This window comes from Methanococcus aeolicus Nankai-3 (assembly GCF_000017185.1).
Classification (GTDB): Archaea; AGJL01; Methanococci; order Methanococcales; family Methanococcaceae; genus Methanofervidicoccus; species Methanofervidicoccus aeolicus.
Genome location: NC_009635.1, coordinates 774,446 through 800,003 on the forward strand (window position 1 = coordinate 774,446; position 25,558 = coordinate 800,003).

The 25,558-nt window shown below is 29.3% G+C and carries 25 protein-coding genes; 13 read left to right on the plus strand and 12 right to left on the minus strand.

The window, feature by feature from the left end:
* Positions 1–7: 7 nt before the first annotated feature.
* Together MAEO_RS03765 and MAEO_RS03770 are read left to right on the plus strand one after the other, a co-directional pair.
* Positions 8–751 carry a Nif3-like dinuclear metal center hexameric protein gene (locus tag MAEO_RS03765; RefSeq protein WP_048062479.1) on the plus strand — a complete coding sequence of 248 codons (744 nt, stop codon included), beginning with the start codon at positions 8–10 and terminating at the stop codon, positions 749–751.
* A 141-nt stretch (positions 752–892) separates the two neighbouring features.
* Positions 893–1,801, plus strand: a complete 909-nt coding sequence (locus tag MAEO_RS03770; RefSeq protein WP_011973469.1) for a CBS domain-containing protein — start codon at positions 893–895, stop codon at positions 1,799–1,801.
* A gap of 16 nt (positions 1,802–1,817) precedes the next feature.
* On the opposite strand, the gene MAEO_RS03775 is transcribed toward MAEO_RS03770, so the two are convergent.
* Positions 1,818–3,071 carry a tRNA(Ile)(2)-agmatinylcytidine synthase gene (locus tag MAEO_RS03775; RefSeq protein ID WP_011973470.1) on the minus strand — a complete coding sequence of 418 codons (1,254 nt, stop codon included), beginning with the start codon at positions 3,069–3,071 and terminating at the stop codon, positions 1,818–1,820.
* Between the two features lie 136 nt (positions 3,072–3,207).
* Here MAEO_RS03775 and truD point away from each other — a divergent pair, with 136 nt between their 5' ends.
* The gene (gene truD, locus MAEO_RS03780; RefSeq protein ID WP_048062372.1) at positions 3,208–4,545 is read left to right on the plus strand and encodes a tRNA pseudouridine(13) synthase TruD; all 1,338 of its coding nucleotides are present in this window, start codon (positions 3,208–3,210) and stop codon (positions 4,543–4,545) included.
* Between the two features lie 233 nt (positions 4,546–4,778).
* Here the strand turns inward: truD and MAEO_RS03785 are convergent, their stop codons facing one another.
* From MAEO_RS03785 to rpsB, 3 genes are read right to left on the minus strand one after another with little or no spacing between them, the layout of a single operon-like run.
* Complete coding sequence (locus MAEO_RS03785; protein WP_011973472.1) at positions 4,779–5,468, minus strand: 30S ribosomal protein S3ae; 690 nt, start codon at positions 5,466–5,468, stop codon at positions 4,779–4,781.
* A 51-nt stretch (positions 5,469–5,519) separates the two neighbouring features.
* Positions 5,520–6,122, minus strand: a complete 603-nt coding sequence (locus tag MAEO_RS03790; RefSeq protein WP_011973473.1) for an HVO_0476 family zinc finger protein — start codon at positions 6,120–6,122, stop codon at positions 5,520–5,522.
* A 50-nt stretch (positions 6,123–6,172) separates the two neighbouring features.
* A complete protein-coding gene (rpsB, locus tag MAEO_RS03795; protein ID WP_011973474.1) occupies positions 6,173–6,835 on the minus strand; it encodes a 30S ribosomal protein S2 in 663 nt (220 codons plus the stop codon).
* Positions 6,836–7,227: 392 nt separating this feature from the next.
* Between rpsB and MAEO_RS03800 the strand changes: the two genes are divergently transcribed.
* The 5 genes from MAEO_RS03800 to MAEO_RS03820 all read left to right on the plus strand — a co-directional run bounded on the left by MAEO_RS03800 (position 7,228) and on the right by MAEO_RS03820 (position 11,835).
* On the plus strand, positions 7,228–8,709 hold the full coding sequence (locus MAEO_RS03800) for a hypothetical protein (RefSeq protein ID WP_011973475.1): 1,482 nt from the start codon (positions 7,228–7,230) through the stop codon (positions 8,707–8,709).
* Positions 8,710–8,738: 29 nt separating this feature from the next.
* Positions 8,739–9,434 (plus strand): fibrillarin-like rRNA/tRNA 2'-O-methyltransferase, encoded by a 696-nt coding sequence (locus tag MAEO_RS03805; RefSeq protein ID WP_011973476.1) that lies wholly within the window; start codon positions 8,739–8,741, stop codon positions 9,432–9,434.
* A 61-nt stretch (positions 9,435–9,495) separates the two neighbouring features.
* Complete coding sequence (gene bioA, locus MAEO_RS03810; RefSeq protein ID WP_011973477.1) at positions 9,496–10,929, plus strand: adenosylmethionine--8-amino-7-oxononanoate transaminase; 1,434 nt, start codon at positions 9,496–9,498, stop codon at positions 10,927–10,929.
* A gap of 64 nt (positions 10,930–10,993) precedes the next feature.
* Complete coding sequence (locus tag MAEO_RS03815; RefSeq protein ID WP_011973478.1) at positions 10,994–11,545, plus strand: diacylglycerol/polyprenol kinase family protein; 552 nt, start codon at positions 10,994–10,996, stop codon at positions 11,543–11,545.
* Positions 11,546–11,649: 104 nt separating this feature from the next.
* Positions 11,650–11,835, plus strand: coding sequence for a hypothetical protein (locus tag MAEO_RS03820; RefSeq protein ID WP_048062373.1), 186 nt, complete (start codon positions 11,650–11,652; stop codon positions 11,833–11,835).
* Positions 11,836–11,952: 117 nt separating this feature from the next.
* Here MAEO_RS03820 and MAEO_RS03825 read toward each other — a convergent pair whose 3' ends face one another.
* Positions 11,953–13,458, minus strand: a complete 1,506-nt coding sequence (locus MAEO_RS03825; protein WP_048062374.1) for a hypothetical protein — start codon at positions 13,456–13,458, stop codon at positions 11,953–11,955.
* Positions 13,459–13,629: 171 nt separating this feature from the next.
* Here MAEO_RS03825 and MAEO_RS03830 point away from each other — a divergent pair, with 171 nt between their 5' ends.
* The gene (locus MAEO_RS03830) at positions 13,630–14,415 is read left to right on the plus strand and encodes a 4-phosphopantoate--beta-alanine ligase (RefSeq protein WP_048062375.1); all 786 of its coding nucleotides are present in this window, start codon (positions 13,630–13,632) and stop codon (positions 14,413–14,415) included.
* Between the two features lie 26 nt (positions 14,416–14,441).
* Here MAEO_RS03830 and trxR read toward each other — a convergent pair whose 3' ends face one another.
* The 5 genes from trxR to MAEO_RS03855 all read right to left on the minus strand — a co-directional run bounded on the left by trxR (position 14,442) and on the right by MAEO_RS03855 (position 18,930).
* Positions 14,442–15,356 (minus strand): F420-dependent thioredoxin reductase, encoded by a 915-nt coding sequence (trxR, locus tag MAEO_RS03835; RefSeq protein WP_011973481.1) that lies wholly within the window; start codon positions 15,354–15,356, stop codon positions 14,442–14,444.
* Positions 15,357–15,369: 13 nt separating this feature from the next.
* A complete protein-coding gene (locus MAEO_RS03840; protein WP_011973482.1) occupies positions 15,370–16,380 on the minus strand; it encodes a hypothetical protein in 1,011 nt (336 codons plus the stop codon).
* Between the two features lie 264 nt (positions 16,381–16,644).
* Entirely contained in the window at positions 16,645–17,421 is a 777-nt protein-coding gene (locus MAEO_RS03845) for a tetratricopeptide repeat protein (protein WP_011973483.1), read from the minus strand.
* Positions 17,422–17,657: 236 nt separating this feature from the next.
* Positions 17,658–18,458 (minus strand): SPFH domain-containing protein, encoded by an 801-nt coding sequence (locus tag MAEO_RS03850; RefSeq protein ID WP_011973484.1) that lies wholly within the window; start codon positions 18,456–18,458, stop codon positions 17,658–17,660.
* Between the two features lie 31 nt (positions 18,459–18,489).
* Positions 18,490–18,930: an NfeD family protein gene (locus MAEO_RS03855; RefSeq protein WP_011973485.1), complete on the minus strand. Its 441-nt coding sequence runs from the start codon at positions 18,928–18,930 to the stop codon at positions 18,490–18,492.
* 151 nt (positions 18,931–19,081) lie between these two features.
* On the opposite strand from MAEO_RS03855, the gene MAEO_RS03860 reads away from it, so the two are divergent.
* From MAEO_RS03860 to sucD, 4 genes are all read left to right on the plus strand, one after another.
* Complete coding sequence (locus tag MAEO_RS03860) at positions 19,082–19,972, plus strand: coenzyme F420-0:L-glutamate ligase (RefSeq protein ID WP_011973486.1); 891 nt, start codon at positions 19,082–19,084, stop codon at positions 19,970–19,972.
* 21 nt (positions 19,973–19,993) lie between these two features.
* Positions 19,994–20,698 carry a 7-cyano-7-deazaguanine synthase QueC gene (queC, locus tag MAEO_RS03865; RefSeq protein WP_011973487.1) on the plus strand — a complete coding sequence of 235 codons (705 nt, stop codon included), beginning with the start codon at positions 19,994–19,996 and terminating at the stop codon, positions 20,696–20,698.
* 299 nt (positions 20,699–20,997) lie between these two features.
* Complete coding sequence (locus MAEO_RS03870) at positions 20,998–21,609, plus strand: IMP cyclohydrolase (protein WP_011973488.1); 612 nt, start codon at positions 20,998–21,000, stop codon at positions 21,607–21,609.
* Between the two features lie 156 nt (positions 21,610–21,765).
* Entirely contained in the window at positions 21,766–22,626 is an 861-nt protein-coding gene (gene sucD, locus MAEO_RS03875) for a succinate--CoA ligase subunit alpha (protein ID WP_011973489.1), read from the plus strand.
* A 246-nt stretch (positions 22,627–22,872) separates the two neighbouring features.
* Here sucD and mvk read toward each other — a convergent pair whose 3' ends face one another.
* Positions 22,873–23,943 carry a mevalonate kinase gene (gene mvk / locus MAEO_RS03880; RefSeq protein WP_011973490.1) on the minus strand — a complete coding sequence of 357 codons (1,071 nt, stop codon included), beginning with the start codon at positions 23,941–23,943 and terminating at the stop codon, positions 22,873–22,875.
* Positions 23,943–25,349, minus strand: a complete 1,407-nt coding sequence (selB, locus tag MAEO_RS03885; protein WP_011973491.1) for a selenocysteine-specific translation elongation factor — start codon at positions 25,347–25,349, stop codon at positions 23,943–23,945. The genes mvk and selB overlap by 1 nt, the downstream gene beginning before the upstream one ends.
* Between the last annotated feature and the right edge of the window lie 209 nt (positions 25,350–25,558).

Genomic DNA, 25,558 nt, shown 5'->3' on the forward strand with positions numbered 1-25,558 from the left:
TAATAAAATAAAGGCAATTGATATTATAAACACAATAGAAGAATTTGCACCAAAAGAATTGGCAATAGAAAGGGATAACATAGGGCTTCAAGTTGGAAATGATATAAATAAAGAAGTTAAAAAAATCGGGATAGCATTAGACCCTTCTTTAAGTGTGGTAAAAAAAGCAGAAAAAGAGGATATTGATTTTTTATTTACCCACCATCCAATATTAAAAGACCCGATAAGAACAATTACAGGCGTTATTTATGAAAAACTAAAAATATTATCGAAAAATGATATTATATTATATTCAGCACATACAAACCTTGATATATGTAAAAATGGTTTAAATGATGCTCTTGTTGATTTATACAATTTAAAAGATGTAAATAATTTATATGATAATGGACTTGGTAGAGTTGGATTATTTGATGGCTCTTTCCCGGAGCTCCTTGATATAACAAAAAATAATATATGTAAAAATCCTGTTGTGGTGGGAGCTCCCAACCTCACCAAAGATAAAAATTTAACCGTGGCCGTGTTGTCAGGTTATGGATTATCCCAGAGCTCCATAAATTTCGTATCAAATAAAAATATTGATGTATATATTTCAGGGGATTTAACCCACCACTCAAAAATAATTGCAGAAGAAAACAATTTATGTATTATCGATGGTGGACATTATGGAACAGAAGTTTATGGGCTGAAATTTATTAAAAAATATCTTGAAAATAGGTTAAATATTCCTATTGTGTCCCTTGATTTTTAATTTAATCAAAACATATTTATACTTTTATTTTCATATTTTTATAAACTAAATATCATTATTTATAATCATTTGTAATTAATTATCATTATTTATAATTAATTATCTATATAATTACATATAATAATTTGTGATGGTGTTATTATGGAGCTCACCATAGTTCAGAAAGAAATTCTTCAAGAATTAATTGCAATATACGAAGAAAAAAATAAAGCAGTGAAAGGGACAGAAATAGCCATTAAATTAAATAGAAACCCCGGAACAATTAGAAATCAAATGCAAGCTTTAAGGGCTTTAAATCTTGTAGATGGAGTTCCGGGACCAAAAGGAGGCTATGTTCCAACAGGTCAGGCATATAGGTCAATAGGTCTTTTATGCGATAAAAAAGACATCACTGTGCCAATATATAAAGATAATAAACCAGTAGAAGGAGTATTTGTTGAAAAAATAATATTTGATACAATAGCTCATGAAAAATCTTGTTCTTCTATGATACATATAAGGGGAGATACCAAATTATTTAGTGCTGGAGATATTGTAAAAATTGGACCTACTCACCACAATAAAATAACAGTTGTTGGTAAAATAGCGGGGAGAGACGATATAAACCATATATTACTAATTGATGTAATTGGAGTTATGAGTGTGCCAAATATCCCTGTGGAAAGCATATTACATAATAAAAAAGAAATGATATTTTTAAAACCAACCGCAACAATAAGGGAGGCCTCAAAATTATTATACTCTAAAAATATCCATGGTGTGCCAATAGTTAGTGATGAAACTAATCAACTACTTGAAGGAATTATAACACTTCACGATATTGCCAAATCTTTGGCAGAAGGACTTGAAAATGGCACAGTGGATAAAATTATGGTAAAAGATGTTATTACCATATCTACAAAAGATAAAATATTTGATGCCATTGAAAAAATGGACAAACATAAAGTAGGTAGATTAATTGCCGTAAATGAAGATAATAAAGTTGAGGGCATTATTACTAGAACAGATATTATGGATTTATTAAATGGAGCTCCCCTCCTAAATGTTTGATATAATTATTAAAAAATTAAAATAATAGGAGAGGTTTGCTTAAATGCCTTCTTGCAGATACAGGCACTTCGTAAAACCCTTCAATTACATCTCTTTTTATTTCTATTAATTTTATGTCGTTATAAGGTATAGTTTTTTTACATTTATTGCATTTATATCCACTACCTTTTCCTTTTGATTTAAGTGTTCCCCCACATTCACATTTTTTGTCTTTAATATATTGTTTAGCTAATTTTATTATTTTTATTTTTTCTATGTTTATCTCAAATGGACTATCTCTAACAGTTCCATATACTGCCACTAAATCCCCCATTTTTAAAGCCCTGATAATATTTCTAAATGATTTTGTTGGCTCATAAGCTATACAATTTATTGTACCAGTATGGTCTTTAATTTCAAATAATACAATATTTTTTATATTTTTTGGATTGCTTGAAACTTCTCCATACACCCTAACTCCCGTATTGGCATAAATATCTTTAATTTTAAAATTCCGTAAATGAATGTCTGTTCCTTGGTTTGTTAAATATATTCTGTATTTATCTATTTCTTCACTATTTACCATGTTCATAGCTTCCAGTAATGTCTCTTTTTTAGTTCCCCTAATTCCATATAATACGGGACATTTTGTATTTGGAGCTATTATTTGTTTATTTCCATCTACATTATTGTATGTGTATGGAATAGTTTTTTTATCCATTTCAACTACTGAATTACTGTCTATTGTTCGTTTTGTTCCCCATTTTTCTTTTTTTCGGTATGTTAATAGCTCGTATGTAAATGGTGGATTTGATGCAATACTTCCCAGGGCCCCTATAATTCCTAGACCTTTTTTGTAAATTATATACTCTGCCCCCACTTTGTCTAAAATTTCTTTTGTGTAATTTATATCTACAATGTCTTTTAAAACTTTTTTATAATAATTGTTTAAAATTTCTTTATTTTTATTATAATTTTCTTCGCTTAAAAACACAATACCAGGATTTGTGCCTTCGCATTCAAAATCTGAATATTTTTCCACTAGGTTTATAACTGTTTCCTTTATATATTCTATGTCTCTGTTGGATAATGGAGCTCCATCATTTTTACCCAACACCCTTAAAGAAACTCCTCCATTTCCACGAGTTTTATATTTAACCATAGGATTCATTCTTATAAGCTTTGGAATGTCCATTTTATATTTTTTTTCTAATTGTTCCATCAATAAAGTTCCTATATAGGTTGTGCAATATTTATCTCTGCTGTCTGTGTCGTCAATGCCTATAAACATAATCTCACCAAGTTAAAATAAATAATATAATGAATAATAGTGTAAATAAAATACTAAATAACAATAACATAATAAAATAGTATATTACATATATATAATATATATTAAATTTTATACTCAATTTTAAAGGTAGATTATGAAAACTATTAGAAATAACAACATAGTAAGGCAAAATAAACAGGAAACTGCCAAAAACATAGCAAAAGTTAGAAATAAAAAATTAAAGAAATACAGGGAGCTCCGAATAAATTCACTATTGGAGGAAATGCCATTAAATTTAAATTGCTATTTGCTTAATTTAAAAATAGATGGAGTCATGAAAAAATATCCTGAAGATTTTATAGTTGAAGAAATAACTCCAGAAGGGATAGTTTTGGAAGCTGGAAAAGACATAGGATTTAAAGAGGAAAATAAACATGATTGGAATGGTTCATTTATCCATTTTACGATGGAAAAAATAAACTGGAATACTATGGACGCTATAAGGGAGTTGGCAAGAAGAACAAAAACTAAACGGAAAAATTTTGGTTTTGCTGGAACAAAAGATAAATTTGCCTTAACTACTCAAAGAGTAGGCTGTTTTGGCATAAAACCAGAGAAACTTGAAGAGATAAAAAACTCCATCAAAGATATAACCATAAGAGACATTCAAAAAACAAACATAAAATTAAGAATGGGCCATTTATGGGGCAATAAATTTACAATAAAAATAAGATTAAATGAAACCGATAAATATTATAATGATATTTCTAAATATGAAGAAATATTGAAAAATAAAAATTTAGACTATATTTTAAATTACTATGGAACTCAAAGATTTGGAACATTCCGACCCATTACGCATATTGTGGGTAAATTTATATATAATCGGGATTTTGAAAGTGCTTTTTATACATACTGTGGAGCTCCAATAAATGAAACAGGCGTTGTAAAGGAAGCTCGAGAGATGGTAGATAATGGAGAATTTGAGAAGGCTTTAAAATTATTCCCTAAAAAAAGTTATTATAATGAAATAAAAATGATAAGACACTACATTAAAACAGGGAATTATAAAGAATGTTTTAAAGTATTACCTCCACAATTAAGTAGTATGTTTGTAAATGCATATCAATCATATTTATTCAATGAAATGATAAATATTAGACATAGGGATTATTCATTTGATATTCTTGATGGAGATGTGGTGGAGGAGGGAGCTCCCACAGGGAATATACTTGGTAGTGATACAATATTAAGTGATGGAATTCAAGGAGATATTGAAAAATATATTATTGAAAAAGAAAATCTTGATTTAAAAAAGTTTAAAATTGAAGATTATGGAAACTTCCCTGGAACTCGCCGAAAATTAATCACAAAAATTTATGATTTTGAAAGTTCAATAGATAAAGACAATAATATAATCTCCATATCATTTAAAATGGAGCGAGGAAATTATGCTACGGTTGTATTGAGAGAAATCATATCTGAGATTTAAATGGAGAGTGAAAAGGGAGCTCCCCTATAATGCACCATATAATTTAAAATTAAAAAATAATATATATTTTTCAGTATATGGCTAACGCCACCCTGTTTTTAAAAATGTTAAAATTTCTAAATTTTCCTTTGGAAAATTTATACAATCCGTCCGGGATTCAATAATCTCTGATTATTGCATATCGTAAAAATTCCGAAGGAATTTTAAGAAATAATAAAAAAATAATAAATAAATTATTCAGTTTGTGTTTCAACAACTTCCTTTTTTACTTCTTCCTTTACCTCTGTTTCAGCAGGTGCTTCAACAACAGGAGTTGCAGATTTACCAAATTCCATTACTTCGGATTTGTATATTTCTACTCTTTTCATAGGCATTATTCTTTTACAGGTTGCATATATTTTTGAACCTAATCCGCCCAACAACATAGCTTGAACAAATTCTGGGAATGTTGAGTTTCTAGCCATATTTACAATGATTTGTTCCATTTTCTTTCTTATGTCTGTTTTATGGTGGTCTCTTGCTCTAACAGCAGTTAAAACCATAGCTTTAACTCTTATTTTATATCCATCTTTTGTTCTAATATCTGTTATTGTAACTATTTTACTTCTTCTTCTTCTAACTAATGACTTTAAATACTCTCTTGTAGTGTTATGTCCTACAAATTGTGTTGTTGCATTATTTCCAGCAACACCATCTACTTTGAAGTATAACCTAACCATATGTTTTGAGTGGTCATTTGTTAAATCTTTTAAACTGGTCTCTGTAACTCTACCCAATAAATTAGATGGGTCATTTGCTGGAGTTGTTCCAAGTAAATCGCCACCAAATGATTGAGGGGTTCTTATTTCATACCATGATTTAGTTTTCCAAGTATCTCTGGCTACTCTTCTCCCTTTACCAGACCTTGCTTTCATTCTTGCCATAATTGCACCTCATAAGGTATTCTATTCACTAATAATGATAATAATAAGGAATTATACAATATTTTCAGTCAAATCTTCAAAATCCCTAAGTGGTTTTGCTGAGTCGGAATATATTCGCTTTATTTTTATTGCGAGTTCCCGCTTAAAAGTTCCTTTTTCGGTTTTTATTTTCTTTATCCTGAAAAATAACCTTCCAACCCGATACAGTGTTTTATTGTCAAACACATAATCATTGGGGACTAAAACGCTAACCGAATGAGTAGTGACCCCATCATTTATTGATATTCCTACTTTTTTAGGGATATTTAGAGATTTAACCCATAGGGTTGTTATTTCCTCTACTTTTGAAGAGGAAACTCGTTTTGTGGTATCAATACCCGTGATTTCAACATCCTCATCATAAACTACGAGCCTATCGCCTATTTTTAAATTTTCATCAGTCGGCAATTGAATAGTTTTTTTTTCGGATTCTCCATATCTACTTATAATAACATGAATATCCTTTAATTTTATTCGCTCTTCGATATGGTGGACATGCCCACAATCTAAACATCTTACAGTTATTTTAAAATGTTTTTTAGATTCTTCCCGTTTTAATTCAACATGGGGCGTTACATCATCACATATTGGGCATTGAAGTAATATATCATCCATTTTTAATCACTAATATAATAATCTATATCGCAGTCATATTTATTGATTATTTATCTTCTTTTTCCCCATCTTCTTCCTCTTTGGAATTGCTGAGGTTTAACTTTAACTTTAACACTCATTGCTTTTTCCAAAAATTCTTCGTAGGTGAATGGAACATCTTCCCCAATTAATCCTCTGTTTTTCATATATTCTCTTGCTATAAGATAATATACTAATGAAACAGATTTTCTACCTTTGTTGTTTGTAGGTATTATGAAATCGATAAATGAAGTTAAATGCTCTGTGTCACACATTCCTACAATAGGTATTCCAATTTCTATTGCTTCTTTTAATGCCTGTCTGTCTATTCTTGGGTCACTTAAAAACAAAACTTCTGGTTCAAGGAATTTTCTTGATGAAGGGTTGGTAAGTGTTCCAGGAACAAACCTTCCAGCTGCTGTGGTTATTCCTGTTGTTTGACCAAATTTCTTTAAAGGACCTACTGAATAGATTCTTCTTGAAACTGCCAATATTTCTTCTGGTTCGTATTTTGACAAAAATTTAGCTGCTAATCCTATTCTTTCGTCTGTTTTTCTAACATCCAAAACATAGAGACCGTCTGCTCTTACCCTATATATGAATCTTTTCATATCTTCTGTCTTTTGCTGGGTTCCGATATGGATTCCAGACGCCAAGTATGTATCTAATGTTGTTAATAGATTATCATCTGCCATTCGTATTCCTCCAAAAAAGTGGTTTTACGGCTTAAAAACAAAAGCCTTATAGTATATCGTATTCTTATTTTGTTTGTAGATATATATTTTATTGCATTATGCAAAGCTTTAAACTATTTAAAAAAGTTAAACAATAGTGTAATATTATATGTAGTATATATAGTTTTCCAATAAATAATAAAAAGCTTCTGAACATACCCTATATATATGATGGTAAATAATATATATTTTAAATTAATTTAAAATAACCTATTATGAAATACTGATTTATTTTTAGTATTGTTGTTTTTAATTATGATTATATAATTTTATGAATATTGTATGGATATTATAATATTATTAATATTATAAATTCATTGTATCTATATAATTATTATATTTTGGTGATTTTTATGATAAATTTAACATTTACAATATTTGGAGCATTTGCCACGGAAAAAGATGGCGAAATTAATTCAATCGATGATATTGATTATTATAAAATATTTGATAACAATAACAGGATTAAAATATCATATGATTTGAAAAATGGAGATTATACAATAATCGAAGAATTAAAAGAACAGTGGAATTTGGAAACCGACGATATAAAAGTAGAATTAGCCGGAAATACACCCCTACCAATTGGAATTTTTGTAAGACGAAATTTATATGAAATTGGATTAAAATATGGAGAAGGATTATTCAACAACTATGAAGAATTTTTGGAAAAAATGAATTTATGGAGCTCCGAACTTACAAAAATGAACATGAAACAATCAGCAGGAGAAAGGGATAAATTAATTATTCAAACAGTAAGTGCCTTAGACGATTTGGACGAATCATTGAACCTATTTTCCGAAAGATTTAGAGAGTGGTATTCATTATATTTCCCTGAAATGGATAATTTAATAAAAAAACATGAATTATATGTAAGCACAGCTTATGAATACACAGAACGGGAAAATTACACCAGAACAAGATTAAAAAAATCCATGCCTTCGAATCTTGCTAGAACGCTATCCACCGTATCAAAACAGTCAATGGGAGCAGATTTATCTGAAACCGATATAATGACCATAAAAATGTTTGCAGGACAGATAAAATCTATGTATGAATTTAGAGAAGAATTAATAAACTATTTAAATGAATTGATGGAGGAAATAGCACCAAGTTTGACAAAAGTTGCAGGGGCCTCATTGGGTGCAAGATTAATAAGTTTAACTGGTGGCATAGATAGATTATCAAAACTACCTGCATCTGCAATACAAGTGATGGGGGCAGAAAAAGCACTATTTGCTCATTTAAGAGAAAGAGCTTTGCCGCCAAAGCATGGTGTAATATTCCAACACAGTTTATTACAGGGAGCTCCTTGGTGGGTAGCCGGTAAAGTAGCCAGGGCAATAGCTAACAAATTGGCAATTGCTGTTAGAGCTGATGTTTATGGAAATTACATCGGAGATATGTTATTGGAAGATTTAACTAAAAAAGTAGAATCTATTAAGGAAAGAAATCCAGAAGCTAAAAAAAGAAGAAGAAAACCAGTAGATAGGAGAGATGATAGGGGTAGAGGAGATAAAAGAGATGATAGGGGTAGAGGAGATAAAAGAGATGATAGAAGAGGAGGGGATAGAAGAGGAAAAGATGATAAAGGTAGAGGGGATAGAAAAGGAAGAGATAAAAAAGATAGAGGAGATAAAAGAGAAGATAGAAGGGGAGGGGAACGAAAGAGAACAGATAAAAGAGAAGATAGAAGGGGAAAAGGTAGTAAAGAATCCAAACCTAAAAAAGAATATAAAGAAAAAACTAAAAACACTTCCGAAAAAAAAGATAAAAAAGATAAAAAAGTTAAAACTGAAAGAAAAATCATAGGCAAAACTTCATCAAAATATTAATAAATTTACATAACTTAGAGGTTAAAAAAATGGAAAAAGTAAAACTTAAAGAAATATTTAATAATATTTATGAATTAAAGTCAGATGATGGATTGAAAAGAATAGCCACAAAATCGTTGGTCCCGTCAAAAAGAATATACGGGGAAAAATTAATTACTGGCGAAGATAATTTAGAATATAGAATATGGAACCCAAATAGAAGTAAATTGGGTGCTGCAATAGTAAATGGATTAAAAACAATGCCAATAAAAAAAGGCTCAAAAGTGCTGTATTTGGGAGTATCCGCAGGAACAACACCATCGCATGTTGCAGATATAACCGAAAATTCCCCAGTTTACTCAGTAGAATTTGCACCGAGAATTATGAGAGAATTTTTAGATGTCTCCAAAGATAGAAAAAATTTAATCCCAATACTTGGAGATGCTACAAACCCAGTTGAATATTCAAATGTAGTTGAGGAAGTTGATGTGATTTTTGAAGATGTAGCACAACCAAAACAGGCCGAAATTCTTGTAAATAATGCAAAATGGTTTTTAAAAGAGGGCGGCTATGGAATGATTTCAATTAAAGCGAGAAGTGTTGATGTACTAAGAAACCCCAAAGAAATATTTGAAGAACAAAAACAAATATTAATAGAAGGGGGTTTTGAAATAGTAGATGAAGTGAATATTGAGCCTTTTGAAAAAGACCATATATTATTTGTTGGGATTTGGAATAAACAATAAATTTTAAGCAAATGTTCGCCGATTTACCCCCCCTATTTTTTTAAATATTTTTGGTGATATAATGAACAATAATTTAAATCCTAAAAAAATAATTGAAATGGATAAAAAATTTGTATGGCATCCATATACCCAAATGAAAGAATACAACCAAAACCCCAATAATATAATAATTGAAAGAGGTGAAGGAAATTATTTAATAGATATACGAAATAAAAAATATCTTGATGCTGTTTCTTCTATTTGGTGTAATTTATTAGGACATAGTGAAAAAAGAATAATAAATGCAATTAAAGAACAGGCAGATAAAATATGCCATTCCACATTATTGGGTTGTGGAAATGTTCCATCAACAATATTGGCGGAAAAGGTAATTAATATTACTCCCCCGCATTTGAAAAAAGTATTTTATTCAGAAGATGGGTCGGAAGCTGTTGAAATAGCTGTAAAAATGGCTTTTGAATATTGTCAATTGAAAGATAGTAAAAATAATAAAGATAATAATAACAATAACCAAACAGCACAACCTCAAAGGACAAAATTTGTTTCTGTAAAAGAGGGATACCACGGGGACACAATTGGAACAATGAGTGTAGGGGGGAGCTCCACATTTCACGGTATGTTTAAACCGTTGTTGTTTAATGGATATTTTGCAAATACTCCTTATTGTTATAGATGCCAATATCATAATTTTAAAGATACAGACGATAGAAACAAATGCGGTTGTGAAATGGACTGTTTAAAGGAAATGTTAAATTTAATAGAATCCCACAAAGAAGAACTATTTTGCGTAATTCTTGAAGCTGGAGTTATGGGCTCAGCAGGTATAATTCCATATCCAGATGGATATATCGAAAAAGTTGCAGAGCTCTGCAAAAAACACAATATTATATTAATATTAGATGAAGTTGCCACATATGGGAGACTTGGAAAATATTTATTTTCAGACAATGAAACCCTTAAAAAATTAAATAAACCAGATATAATATGTATAGGAAAAGGAATAACTGGCGGTTATTTACCATTAGCTTTAACAATTACAACGGAAGAAATATATAATGAATTTTTAGGGGATTTTAAAGACTGTGTGCAATTTTTCCACGGGCATACCTATACAGGAAATCAACTATTATGCGCCTCTGCAATTGCTACCCTTGATGTATTGGAAGATGACAAAATATTTGAAAATACAAAGGATAAAATAAAATACCTCCATAATTCAATGGACAAATTAAAAGAACTGAATAATGTTGGAGATATTAGGAAAAAAGGATTTATGATAGGTATAGAACTTGTAAAAGACAAAGAAACAAAAGAGCCATTCCCATATGAATTTAAAGCAGGATATAAAGTCGCAGATAAATTACTTGAAAAAGGAATATATATGAGACCAATATTTAACACAATTATAATAGTCCCCCCTTTAACCATAACCGCCGAAGAAATATCATTTTTGGTTGATGGATTATATAATTCAATTAAAGAAATTTTTGAATAATATTTTTTTATTCATATCTTAACATACCATAATTATAAATAACAATTTAATACCATAAAATATTATGAAAGAATTATATCGACAGCTAATTCATTTAATATTTGGTTTAATAATAGCATTTGCAGTACTATGTTTTGGAAAAATAATAATATATCCATTATTTATTATATTATTTATTGGAATATTTTTATATTTTTATTTAAAAAATAACTACCTTATTATAATCTCGGAGCTCCATGAAATTTGTAGTAGAAATAATGAAAATGGAAGGGGGGCCATATTATTTATAATTGGATTATTAATTATGTTAATCATAATACCAGATATTAAAATAATATTTTATTCTATTCTTGTGCTTGCAGTGGGGGATTCCTTAGCCACAATAGTAGGAATTAACGGAAAATTAAAAATAAAATATTTTAAAAAAACCGTAGAAGGATTTTTGGCGTTTTTTATTTCCTCTTCATTGATATTATATTATGGATTTGGAACTGTTGGAATAGTTATGGCATTTATTGGTGCCTTTATGGAGTTAATAAGCGAAAAAATTAAAATAGATGATAACCTATTATTGCCTGTTGGTATTGCCATTATGTTAGAATTAATAAAACATTAAATAAAATATATGATATGTTTTAGAACATCATTATTTAACATAAAATTATCCTATAAAAAGACATACTTTCCGAACAGACTATAAAAAAGTGAAAATGAGATATTATGAATATACAACTTAAATTAAAAACATTATACTGTATTGGGGCCATTCAATTTATGTTATTTCTACTTGCCATATATACTGGAAGATATTTGGTGGGTGCATGTATATTCCCATATTATCCTGTGTTCGTAATTTCAAAGCTTAAAAAAAGACAAAAATTTGAAAATCTTGAAAAATTGATGTAAAATGTTTGTAGTAAATAATTTATCTTTATAATAATATTGAAAGGAGGCATAATATATTACAATAATCCAAATAAAAACTCTTCGAGTTTTTATAATATATAAATATAAATATAAATATTATTTTTTATTTTTAATCATTTCAGTTAAATGGAGTCTTAAAATTTCTTTTCTATCAATAGATATAATATCTTCTTCTGATATCGAATAATTAATTAGATATTTATCAATATTGTCCGATACCCATCTATCTATTTTTCGCCATTCTTCGAATTTTTCATTTGTGATTACCGAAGCGCCAAATCCTTTAATATAATTTATAATTATATTCAGGACTCCTTCTTCCGAATTTGTCAATATTGTATAAGTCCCAGCTATTGGAGAGGATGATTTTTTAAATCTAGGTATTATTGTTACCACTTCAAAGTGGAGCTCCCTTATAATATCTCTCAATTGCGATATATATTTATGAGTAATGCTACTGGTATCTATAATAATAAATCTTTTTGAAAATATTGGCATATTATATTTTTCAAATATCTCTTTATTTTCATTGTATTTGATTATTGATGAAATAAACTCCTGTTGCAAAATATATTTTTTTAAATCATCCTTGTCCTCAAATGTCTTTGAATACCATGTTTGAGTATATTCAATTTTTTCACTTTTATTTTTTAATTGGTCATGATTTTCTAGTATTGCATTTATTCTTTCTTTTGGGACTTGTTTTATTTTTTTGTTATTTCTTAGATTGTCCCATAATTCATCAATGGAAATTGCACCATTTACTGGCATATTAAATATTGTATCATATAGTAATGCCTCCTCAAAGGTATCCAAATTATATTTTAATTTAATTTTTTCCAGTTTATCGTAAAATTCTAATGATTCTTTACTGTGCATACCTAATTCTAATGATTTATGGTATTCTTCGGCGGTTTTAAATCCTTCCTCTAAACATAGATGGTATTCTTCGGCGGTTTTAAATCCATTTTTGTAAGCATTTTTGTAGGCATTTGCATTTCTAAATCCGGCCAATAAAGCACTTTTAAATTCCTCAAAATCCTCAAAATTATTTTTGATGGCAAAATAATATAAATCGGCATTATTGGCAATATCGTACTCCTCTATAAACCCACTATCCCCATAATAATTGATGTATTTACATTCATTAAGTGTATTATTATAAAGGAGCCCCATATGTTCCAATTCTTCTAATCCTTTTAAATATCCTAATTTTTTAGCATTTCGGTAATCGTGAGTATTATCAAAACCGGCTTCTTTAAATTTAATGTATTCGTTACATTTTGAAAATCCAAATTCTTTCCCTTCATAATAATCATTTCCATTATTATATCCTTGTTTAGAACCTATTAGATAGTCCCTCAATTTATTATATCCTTTATTGGGTATCCAATACAATACGCCCCCGACCATGACGAAAAATTTTCCAGAGTTCGATTCTTTTTCATTATAAACGCATACAAAACCAGATCCGCATTTCTTGGCAAACATTATAAATTCTTTGATACTTTTCAATTTAATCATGGGCATTGGATTCATTTCTTCTACTTGAACATGCTCAATATTATCCGCAGTTATTTTTAATAATTCATCATTATACATAATCATACCACAATTTATTATATATACAATTGCTTAATTTTAGTTAAGTATTGTTTATTAATACTAATTATTTTATATATTTTATATTATTCTTTTTAACATATTTATATAATAATCGATATAATCGATATAATTAGTATATAATATAAATTAATAGTTAATTAGTGATATATTATGGTTCCAAAAACACATCCAAGATACAAATCATTATTAAACAGAGAAAAAGTGGTGGAAGCATTTGATAAGGGAATTCTTGCAAAAGCAGGATTAACGGCACATGGGAGAGGCGAATCTTTTGATTATCTCATTGGCGAAAAAACCACTACCGAAGCATTGCATTCTATCAAAGTTGCGTCAGCAGTGTTATTATTGGCAGAAAATCCTGTTATATCCATAAATGGAAATACTATTGCACTATCAAAGCATGATATTGTGGAACTCTCCGAAGAATTAAATGGAAAAATAGAAGTAAATTTATTTTATAGGACAAAAGAGAGAGAAGAAAACATAAAAAAAGCATTTGAGGAAGATAAAGAAATATATAATAAAATAAAGAATAAAAAAATAAAATTACTTGGTTTGGACCCTGCAACTACAAATAAACAAATAAAGAATTTAGATAGTTTAAGGGGAAAAGTTTCAGAAGAAGGAATTTATAGTGCTGATGTTGTTTTAGTTCCTTTGGAAGATGGAGATAGAACAGAAGCATTAGTAAATATGGGAAAAACTGTTATTTGTATTGATTTAAACCCCCTTTCACGAACAGCAAGAAAATCCACAATAACAATCGTAGATGAATTAACTCGATGTATTCCTTTATTAACAAAATATGTAAAGGAATATAAACAAAAAGATAAAAAAGAACTTGAAAACATTGTAAAAAATTATGATAATAATCAAAATCTAAAAAGTATATTGAATTATATATCAAATAGATTAAAAAATATGGAAATTTAAATATTATTTTTTATTTTATTTTTTTATTATTTACTATCCAATTTATCCAAATATCTTGAAGCACTTGCCAAAGCTACAGCTCCTTCTCCAACTGCCTTTGATACTTGCAAAATACCCCCTGCAATATCTCCGCAGGCGAATATTCCTTCTATGTTGGTTTTGCAGTTTTTATCCACTTTTACAAATCCTCTTTTTGTTAATTCAATCCCACTATCTTTCAAATATTCTGAATTTGGAATATGTCCCATAGTAATAAATATGCCCTCGGATTTTATTTCTTTTTCATCCCCATTCAAAGATATTAATAGCCCCTCTACCTTATTTTCCCCAATTATTTTTAAAGGTTTAGCATTTGTGATTAATTCAATATTTTCTGAATTATTTAATCTTTCCAGCATGATTGGTTCGGCAGCCTTTATTTCTGGTTCTTCTGTTATAAGTATTACTTTTTTTACGATGTCTTTTAAATTTAGTGCTGACATAACCGCAGGAGTTCCTTTTCCAACTACAATTACTTCTTTACCAACATAAAAGAAAGCATCGCAAGTTGCGCAATAGCTTACCCCTTTTCCTACGAATTCGTCCTCATTTAATCCTAATTTTTTATCCTTTGTTCCTGTTGCCAATATTATGGCGTTTGCTTTATATGTTTCATTATCTCCCATTATCTTAAATGGTCTTGCTGTTGTATCAATATTTTGTATATTGTCGTGGATTATATTTAATCCAAATTTCTTTGCATGATTTGAAAAATTTTGGGCTAATTCATATCCTTTTATATTTTCAAATCCAGGATAATTTTCAACGGCTCCTGCCTCGGCTATTTTCCCTCCTTCGTTTTCCTTTTCGATGCATGCCATATTTAATTTTGCCCTCATTCCATATATCCCTGCGGTTAAACCTGCGGGACCTGCCCCAATTATTATTAAATCATAAACCATGATTTCACCTTTTTTATTTTTTGAAAAGCCCCTTTATAAATATTTCAAATGAGTTAAAATCGGTGATTTCTTTACCGTTTAAATACTCATTTAAATAGATATTGGAAATTCCATATGCGGAGCTCCCATAAAATTCTTTATGCATATTATTATATGATCTTATTTTATTTAATTCTTCCACAAAATCATTGTTTAAATAAAATACTTCATTGGGAGCTCCTTCATTCATTACAGGTTTATTTGATAATGAAGAAGGACTTCTTGTAATTACTGCGGAAGCTTCTGATAATATATTTGCCTGTTTCATGCCCTCTATACTTGATGCCGGCTCTATTATTGTGGATTTATCTTTATTTATTGCCTCTGGCAAAAATGACACCTTTACCCTTAACCAGTTGCTGTTCTCTGGATTGTCTTTTATTATTTCTTTTCCCTTTTTAGATAAATTTGAATTATTTAAATAATATTCAAAATGTTCATTACATAAATCCCTTAATTTATTGTCCATTTTTTTGGTGTGTGTATAATGATAATTAATTTTACTAACTTCGCCATTATTGTTTAGATTATTTAATTTATAATCATAATATTTTTTAAAATTATCCCCTGCTTCTTTTGTCAATATTAAAGCGTCTTCATATGATATATTAGTTTTATATTCTATAAGTTTGGCATATTCATATGTTTCAAGAATTATATTTGTGACATATTTCTTTTTAGTTTTTATAGCGATTGAAACAAAATCCTCAAATGTGGGATGTCTCAACAGCATTTTTCTAACTTCTTCTATTGTGGTATTTTTGTTTAAACTGTTTATTTCCTTAGAAGTTAAAAGGCAAGGTCCTGTGGTAATGTTTTTATATATCTCATCCCCAATCATTCCGATAAATCTATATTCTGGTATATTTGTAAATATATTTGTATAAACTTGTTTTAAATTATGTTTCTCAATTACCCTACTCCAATATTGAGGATAGCTATTTTTCCGATATATATTCATTATCTCGCTTCGATTAACTGCCATAATCCCACCTTAAATCATAATAAATTATAGTGGACCATAATAATATTTTTAAATTATTTACCATATTAGATTATTTGATGTCGTTATTATATATGTTTATGGTTATGTCATTATAATACACTATTGATTATTAATATATATGTTTTTAGTATATATATTTTTCTAAGAGATTAAAAATTAGATATAATTGTAAAATAAATAATTATTATAATTTGATAGCTTTATCGTATCCTTCTGTTAAATCGATAACAGAAACTCAAATTGTCATATACTCCATTTTTTATCATCTGGGCTAAGCTCCAATGCTTTATTATGGTACTTGATGGCTTTATCGTATTCTTCTTTTAATTGATAACAGAAACCCAGATTGTCATTTATCTGCCATTTTTCTTTATCGGGGCTGATTTCCAGTGCTTTCTTATAATATTTAATGGCTTTATCGTATTCTTCTTTTAACCGATGACATAAACTCAAATTGTTATATATGCTCCATTTCTTATCATCTGGGCTGATTTCCAGTGCTTTCTTATAATATTTAATGGCTTTATCGTATTCTTCTTTTAACAGATGACATAAACTCAAATTGTTATATATGCTCCATTTCTTATCATCTGGGCTGATTTCCAGTGCTTTCTTATAATATTTAATGGCTTTATCGTATTCTTCTTTTAACAGATGATCACGGAAACCTAGATTGTCATTTATTTGCCATTTTTCTTTATCGGGGCTGATTTCACATGCTTCATTATACTCTTCAAGGGCTTTATCGTATTCTTCTTCTGAGTGATAACAGAACCCCATATTATTATTCATCTGCCATTTTTCTTTATCGGGGCTGATTTCCAGTGCTTTCTTATGGTACTTGATGGCTTTATCGTATTCTTCCTTTAATAGATAACAGAACCCCATATTATTATTTATATGCCATTTTTCTTTATCGGGGCTGATTTCCAGTGCTTTCTTATATTCCTCAATGGCTTTATCGTATTGTTTATTTTTTAAATATTCTATTCCTTTTTTTATAATTTCTTCCCAAAACATATAATCACCAGTTAAATTAATTGTTAGAAATCATATGATTTGATATTGTTATGATATATGTTTGTGGTTATGTCATTATAATACACTATTATTTTGTTAACATATATGATTTTGGCAGGTATTTTTCTAAGAGATTAAAAATTAAATATAATTATAATCATAAAAATGTTTTTAGTATATATATTTTTCTAAGAGATTAAAAATTAAATATAATTATAATAATAAAAAAGATAAATTTATTTTTTAATAAATTTCTTTGCAATATCTATTATATTTTCAGATATTACATATTTTGTATTTTCTTTTAATACATCTCGGGATACTTCCAACGCTTTATATAATTGTGCTTCGTCCTTGAAGTATTGTTGTGCCGATTCTGCAACAATTTTTATTGCCTTTGCCTGCCCTTCTGCTTCTATCCTTAAACTCTGGGCAATACCTTCTGCTTTTAATATTTTACTTTGTTTTTCTCCTTCTGCTTCTAATATCGCCGCTCTTTTTAATCTTTCGGCTTTCATTTGCTGGGTCATTGCATTTTTTATGTCTGTTGGTGGCTCTATTTCTCGGAGCTCCACCTTTTCAACTTTAACTCCCCATGCATCTGTATCCTTGTCAAGGGTTTCAGATAATTTTGTGTTTATATACTCCCTATTATTCAACGCTTCATCAAGCTCCATACTTCCGATAATTGCCCTAAGTGTGGTTTGAGTAAGGTTTATTATGGCATATTGATAATTTTGAACTTCCAATAGTGCTCTTTTTACATCTATTACCCTATAATATACCACAGCATCAATTGAAACGGCCGCATTATCTCGGGTAATCATTTCTTGAGAAGGAACATCTATTACTTTTGTTCTTACATCTACCCGTACAGGATTTTCAATTAATGGAATAAGTAAATTTACCCCCGGAGCTAGAACCCGTGAAACTTTACCCAATCTAAATACTAAACCAAGCTCATATTGATTAACTATTACCATTGATTTTATGATAATATACAATATTATCAATCCAACAAATATTTCCAAATACATGATATACACCCATTTTATTTTTTATTTTCATTTATATATGTTCAATATCGTCAATATTTTCGACTATCAAACTCACACCTTCAATACCAACTATTTTAACGATGTCCCCCTTTTTCAACCGTTTCCCTGCTGATTTTGACTTTATATACCATTGTTCATTATCTATTATGATAGAACCATAATTCTGGTCATCTAAGTCCTCCGTTAGTGTGATTTCCCTACCAATAAACCTATCTGCCCCTATTTTTATGTCTGCTCCTACCCCATACACAAGCCTATACATAATATATATTGTAATTAGTCCTGACAATATTGCCGTTGGTAATGCCAACGATGGCAAATATATTAAAAATACCCCATATATCAATAAAGCTATTCCAATTGCAGGAAAATAAAGCCCCGGAGTAATTACCTCTAATAGTATTAATCCCAATCCAATCAACATAAATATTTGCCCTAAACTCATGCCCATATAATCACTTTTTATATTTTAGTACGACATATAATAAGTAATATAGTGATATAATTAATATATTATATATAATTTTATTTGTTTATTAATTATACTAATTTTAATAGTATTATATTATTATTTCATTGTATTTATAACAGATAGTGAAAAAATGGATTTAACTGCTACACCAATTAAAACTAAATATATAAAAGAAAATGATGATTTTGTAGAGGAAGTAATTAATTCCTTGAAAAGAGATATTAATGAAGGAAAAATAAACATCGAAAATGGAGACTTCATAATATTGAGTGAAAAATTTGTTTCCACAAGTGAAAATAATTTGGTAGATGAAAAAGAAGCATCTCCAAAATTTTGGGCATATTTTTGTTATTATTGGTCAAAATATCTTTGGGGCTATATTTTGGGCCCATTGTTAAAAACACGAAAAGATAGAATAAAAAATTTAAGAAAGATGCCGAAAAAAGAAACAATAAGGCATAAACAAATAGTAATAGATAATGTAGGGCTTAGATATGCCTTAAAACCTGCATCAGAAGGGGGCATTGATTTAACAAATGTCCCGGGAACTTATGCCTCTTTACTACCTGAAAATCCAAAAAAGTCGGCGGAAAAAGTATATAATGCCATTAAAAAAGAATTATCCGTTGATGTTGTTTTAATTATAATTGATACAGATGCCACATATAGATTTTATAAATGGTATATCACTGCCTTACCAATAGCATCAGAGGGCATAATATCAAAAGTTGGAGTATTGGGCTACATCATTGGTAAATTAGGCGGATTATTTAAAATAGGAGGATTATGCGGAGCCACACCACTAACAATAGTTGGAAATGAAATTCATAAAAAATATGATTTAAGGGAGCTCCTCTATATATCCAATCTTGCCGATACCTCCCAAGTGCCTTTTGTAAAATCTATCCACGATGTTATGAAAAAACATAATTCGTTTGAAATCACGGCGGAGATATTACGGGAGATGGAACATACTCCGATAGTTTTAATAAAGGATAAAAATAAAGATAAAAGAAGATAATAAAAAATTAAAGGTGGAATAATGAAGGCTGTTTGTGTTTTAAGTGGTGGGTTGGATTCTGCTGTATGTATGGCAATGGCAAAATCCGAAGGTTTAGAATTATATAGTATAACTTTTGACTATGGGCAAAGGGCAGTTAAAAAAGAAATAATAGCTTCAAAAAAACTATCTGAATTATTTGGGGCAGTTCATAAAGTTGTGGAGCTCCCCTTTGTAAAAGATTTTTCTAGTAGTGCATTAACAAAAAAGGAGGAAGAAGTCCCAACAATTAAAAACAGCGAATTAGATAATTTAGAAAAGGCGACAGAAACCATGGAAAAAGTATGGGTTCCAGCTCGAAATATGATATTATTTTCAATTTCTTCGGGATTTGCTGAATTTGTTGATGCCAAATACATATATACAGGATTAAATGTAGAAGAGGGAGCAACTTTTCCAGACAACACAGAGGAATTTTTAAATAGATTTAATAGTGTTCTTGAATATGGGACACTTAATAAGGTAAAAATGAAATCTCCACTATATAAATATAGCAAAAAAGAGATTGTAAAAATAGGAAAGAAGTTGGAGGAAAAATTAAATGTAGAATTCCTTAAATATAGTTATTCATGCTACCACGATAATAAAACCGATTTTTTACATTGTGGAACTTGTGAAAGCTGTATGAGGCGAAAAAGAGCATTTAAAGAAGCTGGGGTTGAAGACCCTACGGAATATATATTATAATATAAATAATAAGTAATAGATAATAAATACCAAATAAATTATAATAACAATATAGTTAATCTTCAACAACTGTCCCCAATCTGTCCTATTGTAAAAATTCCTCTGGAATTTTGAGGTCCCCCGGGATTCAATAATCTCTGATTATTGCATATCGTAAAAACTCCTTCGGAGTTTTGAGAAATTATTAGGCATATCTATGTTTTTTAGTAATATATTATAGGATTTGCCCTTAATTGGACATACTAACATGAAAACGACCGAAGATTGACTATAAATTGATAAATAAATGGTGATATATTATGTATATTGGAAGATTTTTAGTGGTTGGAAAAACACAGCAAGGAAAACCATTTGTATCTTATAGGGTATCAAGTAGGAGTTTCCCAAACAGAAAAGCCGTAATAAATAATACCAACGACACAGTGGCAATTTTACCAAATGATTTAAATGATATGTTTGCAAATCCATATATCGCATATAATTGTATAAAAATAGTAGGAAATACAGTAATAGCAACAAATGGAACACATACAGATATTATTGCAGATAAAATTAAATTGGAGCTCCCTATCAGAGATGCTTTGGCACTATCTTTAATTGCCATGGACTATGAAAAAGATGACTACAATACGCCAAGAATAGCCGTAGTTTTAAATGAAAATACAGCATATATGGGGTATGTAGCGGATAATGATATAAGAATAAAAGAAGTCCCCCTTAAAGATGGATTGGCATATTATTTAAGCACCTATGAATGTTGTAGAATTAGCACGGAACATCAAAATATTGTAGTTGATGGAGAAAATCCAGAAGAAATTTGTAAATTTGTTATGGACTATGAAAAATTTGAAAAACCGGTGTGCTGTGCAACGGCAACTATTGATGGAGATATCGAATTAGGAACTCTTTAATATTATTTTTTTATGTGTTATTTGGGAGCTCCCCAAATACCATATACCAATATTCTATTTTTTCATAATAACTTATTTATATAATTGACATATATTTTGCATATATCTTTTTTCAAAACTAACGAATATTATATTTATTATTTATTTGGTGAGAATATGATACTTTTAGACGAGAATACTAAGGCAGTAGTTCAGGGAATAACGGGGAAACAAGGTAGTTTCCACACAAAAAATATGGTAGAATGCGGAACAAATATTGTAGCAGGAGTTACCCCTGGAAAGGGAGGAATGGAATTATATGAAATACCAATATATGACACAGTGTTAGAAGCAGTTAAAAAACATGATGCCAATGCATCAATTATATTTGTTCCAGCCCCATTTGTAAAAGATGCGGCCTATGAAGCAATTGATGCAGGAATTAAGCTAGTAATAATTATTACAGAACATGTGCCTGTTAATGATGCCATAGATATAATTAGTTATGCTAAATCAAATAATGTCCATGTGATTGGACCAAATACTCCGGGAATGGCATCTCCAAAAGTTGGAAAATTAGGGATTATTCCAATGAATGTTATAAAAGAAGGAAAAATAGGAATGGTTTCAAGAAGTGGAACACTCACATATGAAATAGCAAATGAATTATCCAATAATGGATTTGGACAGTCCTCCTGTATTGGTATAGGGGGAGACCCAGTAATAGGATTAAGTTATATAGAAATATTGGAAATGTTTGAAAATGACCCCGACACAGATGCAGTAGTAATGATTGGTGAAATAGGGGGTAGCAATGAAGAAATAGCTGCTGAATATGTAAAAACAATGAAAAAACCAGTAATTGCATATATTGCAGGTCAGACTGCACCAGAAGGTAAAACCATGGGACATGCTGGAGCCATTATTGAAAAAGGAGTGGGAACAGCAGAAAGTAAAATGAAAACACTCGAACAGGCAGGGGCCTTCGTAGTTAGAACAATTTCAGAAATACCAAAAGTATTAAAAGAAGTATTGTAGTTAATCTTCAATAACTATCCCTTTATTGTTCCAAATAATTTTGGATAGGACATATTAGAATCTAGTTTATTCACATAATATTGAGTGAAAAGGTTCGAAGATTAACTATATATTAATCTTCAATATCCCTTATCTACATTATATTTTATAATATTTTTAGTGAAAAAGACGGTAATGACTAAAACTAAAATATAAAATGGAGCTCCTTTTATTCAAAAAATCCCTTTTATTCAAAAAATAAAAAAATTAATATTTAATTATGCAGTCATAGATTCCCAAAACTCCCAAATCATTTAATTCATTTAATAAATCTTCTTTTTTATTTTCATTTATTAATATTATGGCAATTCCGCCTCCCCCCGCACCAGATAATTTAGCACCATATCCTAATTTTTGCCCAATTTCTACGATTTTATTTAGTTTTTCAGTGGATACTCCCAATTTATTTAATAATTTATGATTTTCCACCATTAATTTTCCTAACTCTTCCTTATTTTTCACAAATTCGGCTTTTTCTACAATTTCTCCAATCTGTTTAAATATCTGCCTTTTTTGTGGATGTTTTGCCACTTCATTTACTAATTCGGCTGTTTTTTTAATTCTTCGTTCGGAATGCACTATTAAAAATTGACAACCTGCCAATAAATTATTAAAATCATTATTTTCAATTGGTTTAATTTTGTTGTCTTTTATTTTCAGAGCTCCCCCATATATTATGGTGGATGTGTCCGTTATACTTGCTATACCTTGAACCTCTTTTTCTACGGTATATGCTATTTTTGATATTTCTTCTTTTGATAATATTAAATTATGCACTGTTAAAATAGATTTAATAATAGTTATTATAATTGATGCCGAAGAACCCAACCCACAACTAATGGGAATATTTGAAGTGATGGTTAATTTAAATGGCTTTATATTATTATTTATAGGATTTAATTTCATTAAATTTTTATCCATTAAGTAATTAACTGTATTTTTTAGAGTAGATGCCACATATTTTAAATCATTATCGTAGTTGCTTAGATTTATATTTAGAATATCCTGCGGATTTATTTCTACTTTTTTGTTTAAATCAATTAAATCAATTATTATTGGTTCTGGTGTTGTTGGTTGTTGGTTGTTGATAATATAATCATAACACTCCAATAACCCACTAATTTTTAAATCAACTGCCATTGAAAGTGCCATATATCCACCCACTACGGCATGCTCACCAAATAATATGACTTTTGAAGGCGTTTCTATTGTGGTTATTTTGCTATCATTGTTGTTGCCGTCATATTTAATATTATTAATATTACCAATATTATTCATTATCCCCACCGTCTAAGCCTATTTAAAATTACTTTATCTTTATTGCTAACTTCACCATCAAAATCAGCCGTTAAATATCCTTTTGTCCCAAATGTGTTTTTTAATTTTCCAGTTATATTTTTATCTGGGAGCTCCACCACCTCACCAATTAATTTTTCAGCCGAAGATTTAGAATTTGCCAACCCCTCTATAAATACTCTATTTTTATCTATTTTTATATTTCCTGTTCTAATTACTTCTTTTTTAATATTCAAGTCTTTCATTGATTTAAATTCTACTATTTCCCCCCTACCGCATATTCTTAGTGTCGTAGGTGGTAAATCCAACCTTGTAATAAGTATATTGTCCCCTATTTCTGCCATTACTTTCTCGTCAAGCTCAAATGAACAGTAGCATTCATCCCCTTTTTGTATTTCTTTTAATATTATATTTTCCTCCTTTCCTTTAAATTTGATTTTTTTAAATGGAACCACAATTGCTGGAACAATTAACATTCCTACATTTAAATGAACCTTCATTTTTGGTTTTATGTTGTATCTAAATATGTCGGACATTTTTATTTTAGCCACAATTTTATCCACTATTTCCAATTTAGAATTTGAGGATGTGAGAATACAGCCCCTATAAATTTGCTTTGCATCTACTCCATGAAGTGCCATTCCAACCCTGTCCCCCATCATTGCCTCCTTTTCTTCCTTTTTAAATCGCTGTATGCTTTTTACCTTTATATTATTCATATTTATTGGCATAATTTTTAAGTCATCCTGCCCTACGGATACTTTTCCTTTTAATATTGTTCCAGTTATTACTGTCCCAATTCCCTTTATTGGGAAGGCGTGGTCTATTGGCATCTTAAAATATTCGTCGGAGCTCCTTGTTATATTCAAACTATTCAATGTTTTATGAATAGTATTTTTTAGATTATCGATATTTTTATTTTCTTTTGCAGATATTTCTATTATTTGACTATCTTTTAAATTTTCCGTAGAATTTAATACTGCACTTACTATTGATTTTGTTCTTTTTATTTCTTCTTCTGTTGCCAGATCTATTTTTGTAATTACAGCAATGGTAGGAATGTTAAAATAATCTAATATTAGTAAATGCTCGCCTGTTTGTGTTTTTGGTCCTTCTTTTGCATCTACAACCAATATTGCCAGATCTATTATATCTGCTGCACTAACTACTGCCTTTATTAAGTCGGCATGTCCTGGTGCATCCACCAATGTGATAATATAATCGGGCATATTAAATGAAGAAAAACCTATATCAATTGTAATTCCTCGTTTTTTTGATTCTGGTAATTTATCCAATGATGAAGTTGATGCTATTTCTGTTAAAACTCTTGCTAATGTCGTTTTTCCGTGGTCAATGTGTCCAAATATTCCTAAATTTATATTTTTCATATTATATCCCTTTATCTAATATATCCAATATATAACATATATATTATGTATAATCTATATAACATATATAGTGAATCGACAATTATATATTCAATAAATATCTTTTTCTAATCCTATAATCAGTTTTTAATCAAATAATGGTGTAATTAACCCATATATACATCATATTAAATGTAAATACCATTAAATGTAAATACCCATTGATTTAT

Coding starts and splice junctions, on each gene's coding strand:
- MAEO_RS03840 (WP_011973482.1), bottom strand. CDS start 16,380: ATGGCAGTTAATCGAAGCGAGATAATGAATATATATCGGAAAAATAGC.
- MAEO_RS03860 (WP_011973486.1), top strand. CDS start 19,082: ATGGATTTAACTGCTACACCAATTAAAACTAAATATATAAAAGAAAAT.
- MAEO_RS03845 (WP_011973483.1), bottom strand. CDS start 17,421: ATGTTTTGGGAAGAAATTATAAAAAAAGGAATAGAATATTTAAAAAAT.
- truD (WP_048062372.1), top strand. CDS start 3,208: ATGAAAACTATTAGAAATAACAACATAGTAAGGCAAAATAAACAGGAA.
- selB (WP_011973491.1), bottom strand. CDS start 25,349: ATGAAAAATATAAATTTAGGAATATTTGGACACATTGACCACGGAAAA.
- sucD (WP_011973489.1), top strand. CDS start 21,766: ATGATACTTTTAGACGAGAATACTAAGGCAGTAGTTCAGGGAATAACG.
- MAEO_RS03805 (WP_011973476.1), top strand. CDS start 8,739: ATGGAAAAAGTAAAACTTAAAGAAATATTTAATAATATTTATGAATTA.
- MAEO_RS03770 (WP_011973469.1), top strand. CDS start 893: ATGGAGCTCACCATAGTTCAGAAAGAAATTCTTCAAGAATTAATTGCA.
- MAEO_RS03785 (WP_011973472.1), bottom strand. CDS start 5,468: ATGGCAAGAATGAAAGCAAGGTCTGGTAAAGGGAGAAGAGTAGCCAGA.
- MAEO_RS03855 (WP_011973485.1), bottom strand. CDS start 18,930: ATGGGCATGAGTTTAGGGCAAATATTTATGTTGATTGGATTGGGATTA.
- mvk (WP_011973490.1), bottom strand. CDS start 23,943: ATGAATAATATTGGTAATATTAATAATATTAAATATGACGGCAACAAC.
- MAEO_RS03820 (WP_048062373.1), top strand. CDS start 11,650: ATGAATATACAACTTAAATTAAAAACATTATACTGTATTGGGGCCATT.
- MAEO_RS03800 (WP_011973475.1), top strand. CDS start 7,228: ATGATAAATTTAACATTTACAATATTTGGAGCATTTGCCACGGAAAAA.
- MAEO_RS03815 (WP_011973478.1), top strand. CDS start 10,994: ATGAAAGAATTATATCGACAGCTAATTCATTTAATATTTGGTTTAATA.
- bioA (WP_011973477.1), top strand. CDS start 9,496: ATGAACAATAATTTAAATCCTAAAAAAATAATTGAAATGGATAAAAAA.
- MAEO_RS03790 (WP_011973473.1), bottom strand. CDS start 6,122: ATGGATGATATATTACTTCAATGCCCAATATGTGATGATGTAACGCCC.
- trxR (WP_011973481.1), bottom strand. CDS start 15,356: ATGGTTTATGATTTAATAATAATTGGGGCAGGTCCCGCAGGTTTAACC.
- MAEO_RS03825 (WP_048062374.1), bottom strand. CDS start 13,458: ATGTATAATGATGAATTATTAAAAATAACTGCGGATAATATTGAGCAT.
- MAEO_RS03775 (WP_011973470.1), bottom strand. CDS start 3,071: ATGTTTATAGGCATTGACGACACAGACAGCAGAGATAAATATTGCACA.
- MAEO_RS03870 (WP_011973488.1), top strand. CDS start 20,998: ATGTATATTGGAAGATTTTTAGTGGTTGGAAAAACACAGCAAGGAAAA.
- queC (WP_011973487.1), top strand. CDS start 19,994: ATGAAGGCTGTTTGTGTTTTAAGTGGTGGGTTGGATTCTGCTGTATGT.
- rpsB (WP_011973474.1), bottom strand. CDS start 6,835: ATGGCAGATGATAATCTATTAACAACATTAGATACATACTTGGCGTCT.
- MAEO_RS03850 (WP_011973484.1), bottom strand. CDS start 18,458: ATGTATTTGGAAATATTTGTTGGATTGATAATATTGTATATTATCATA.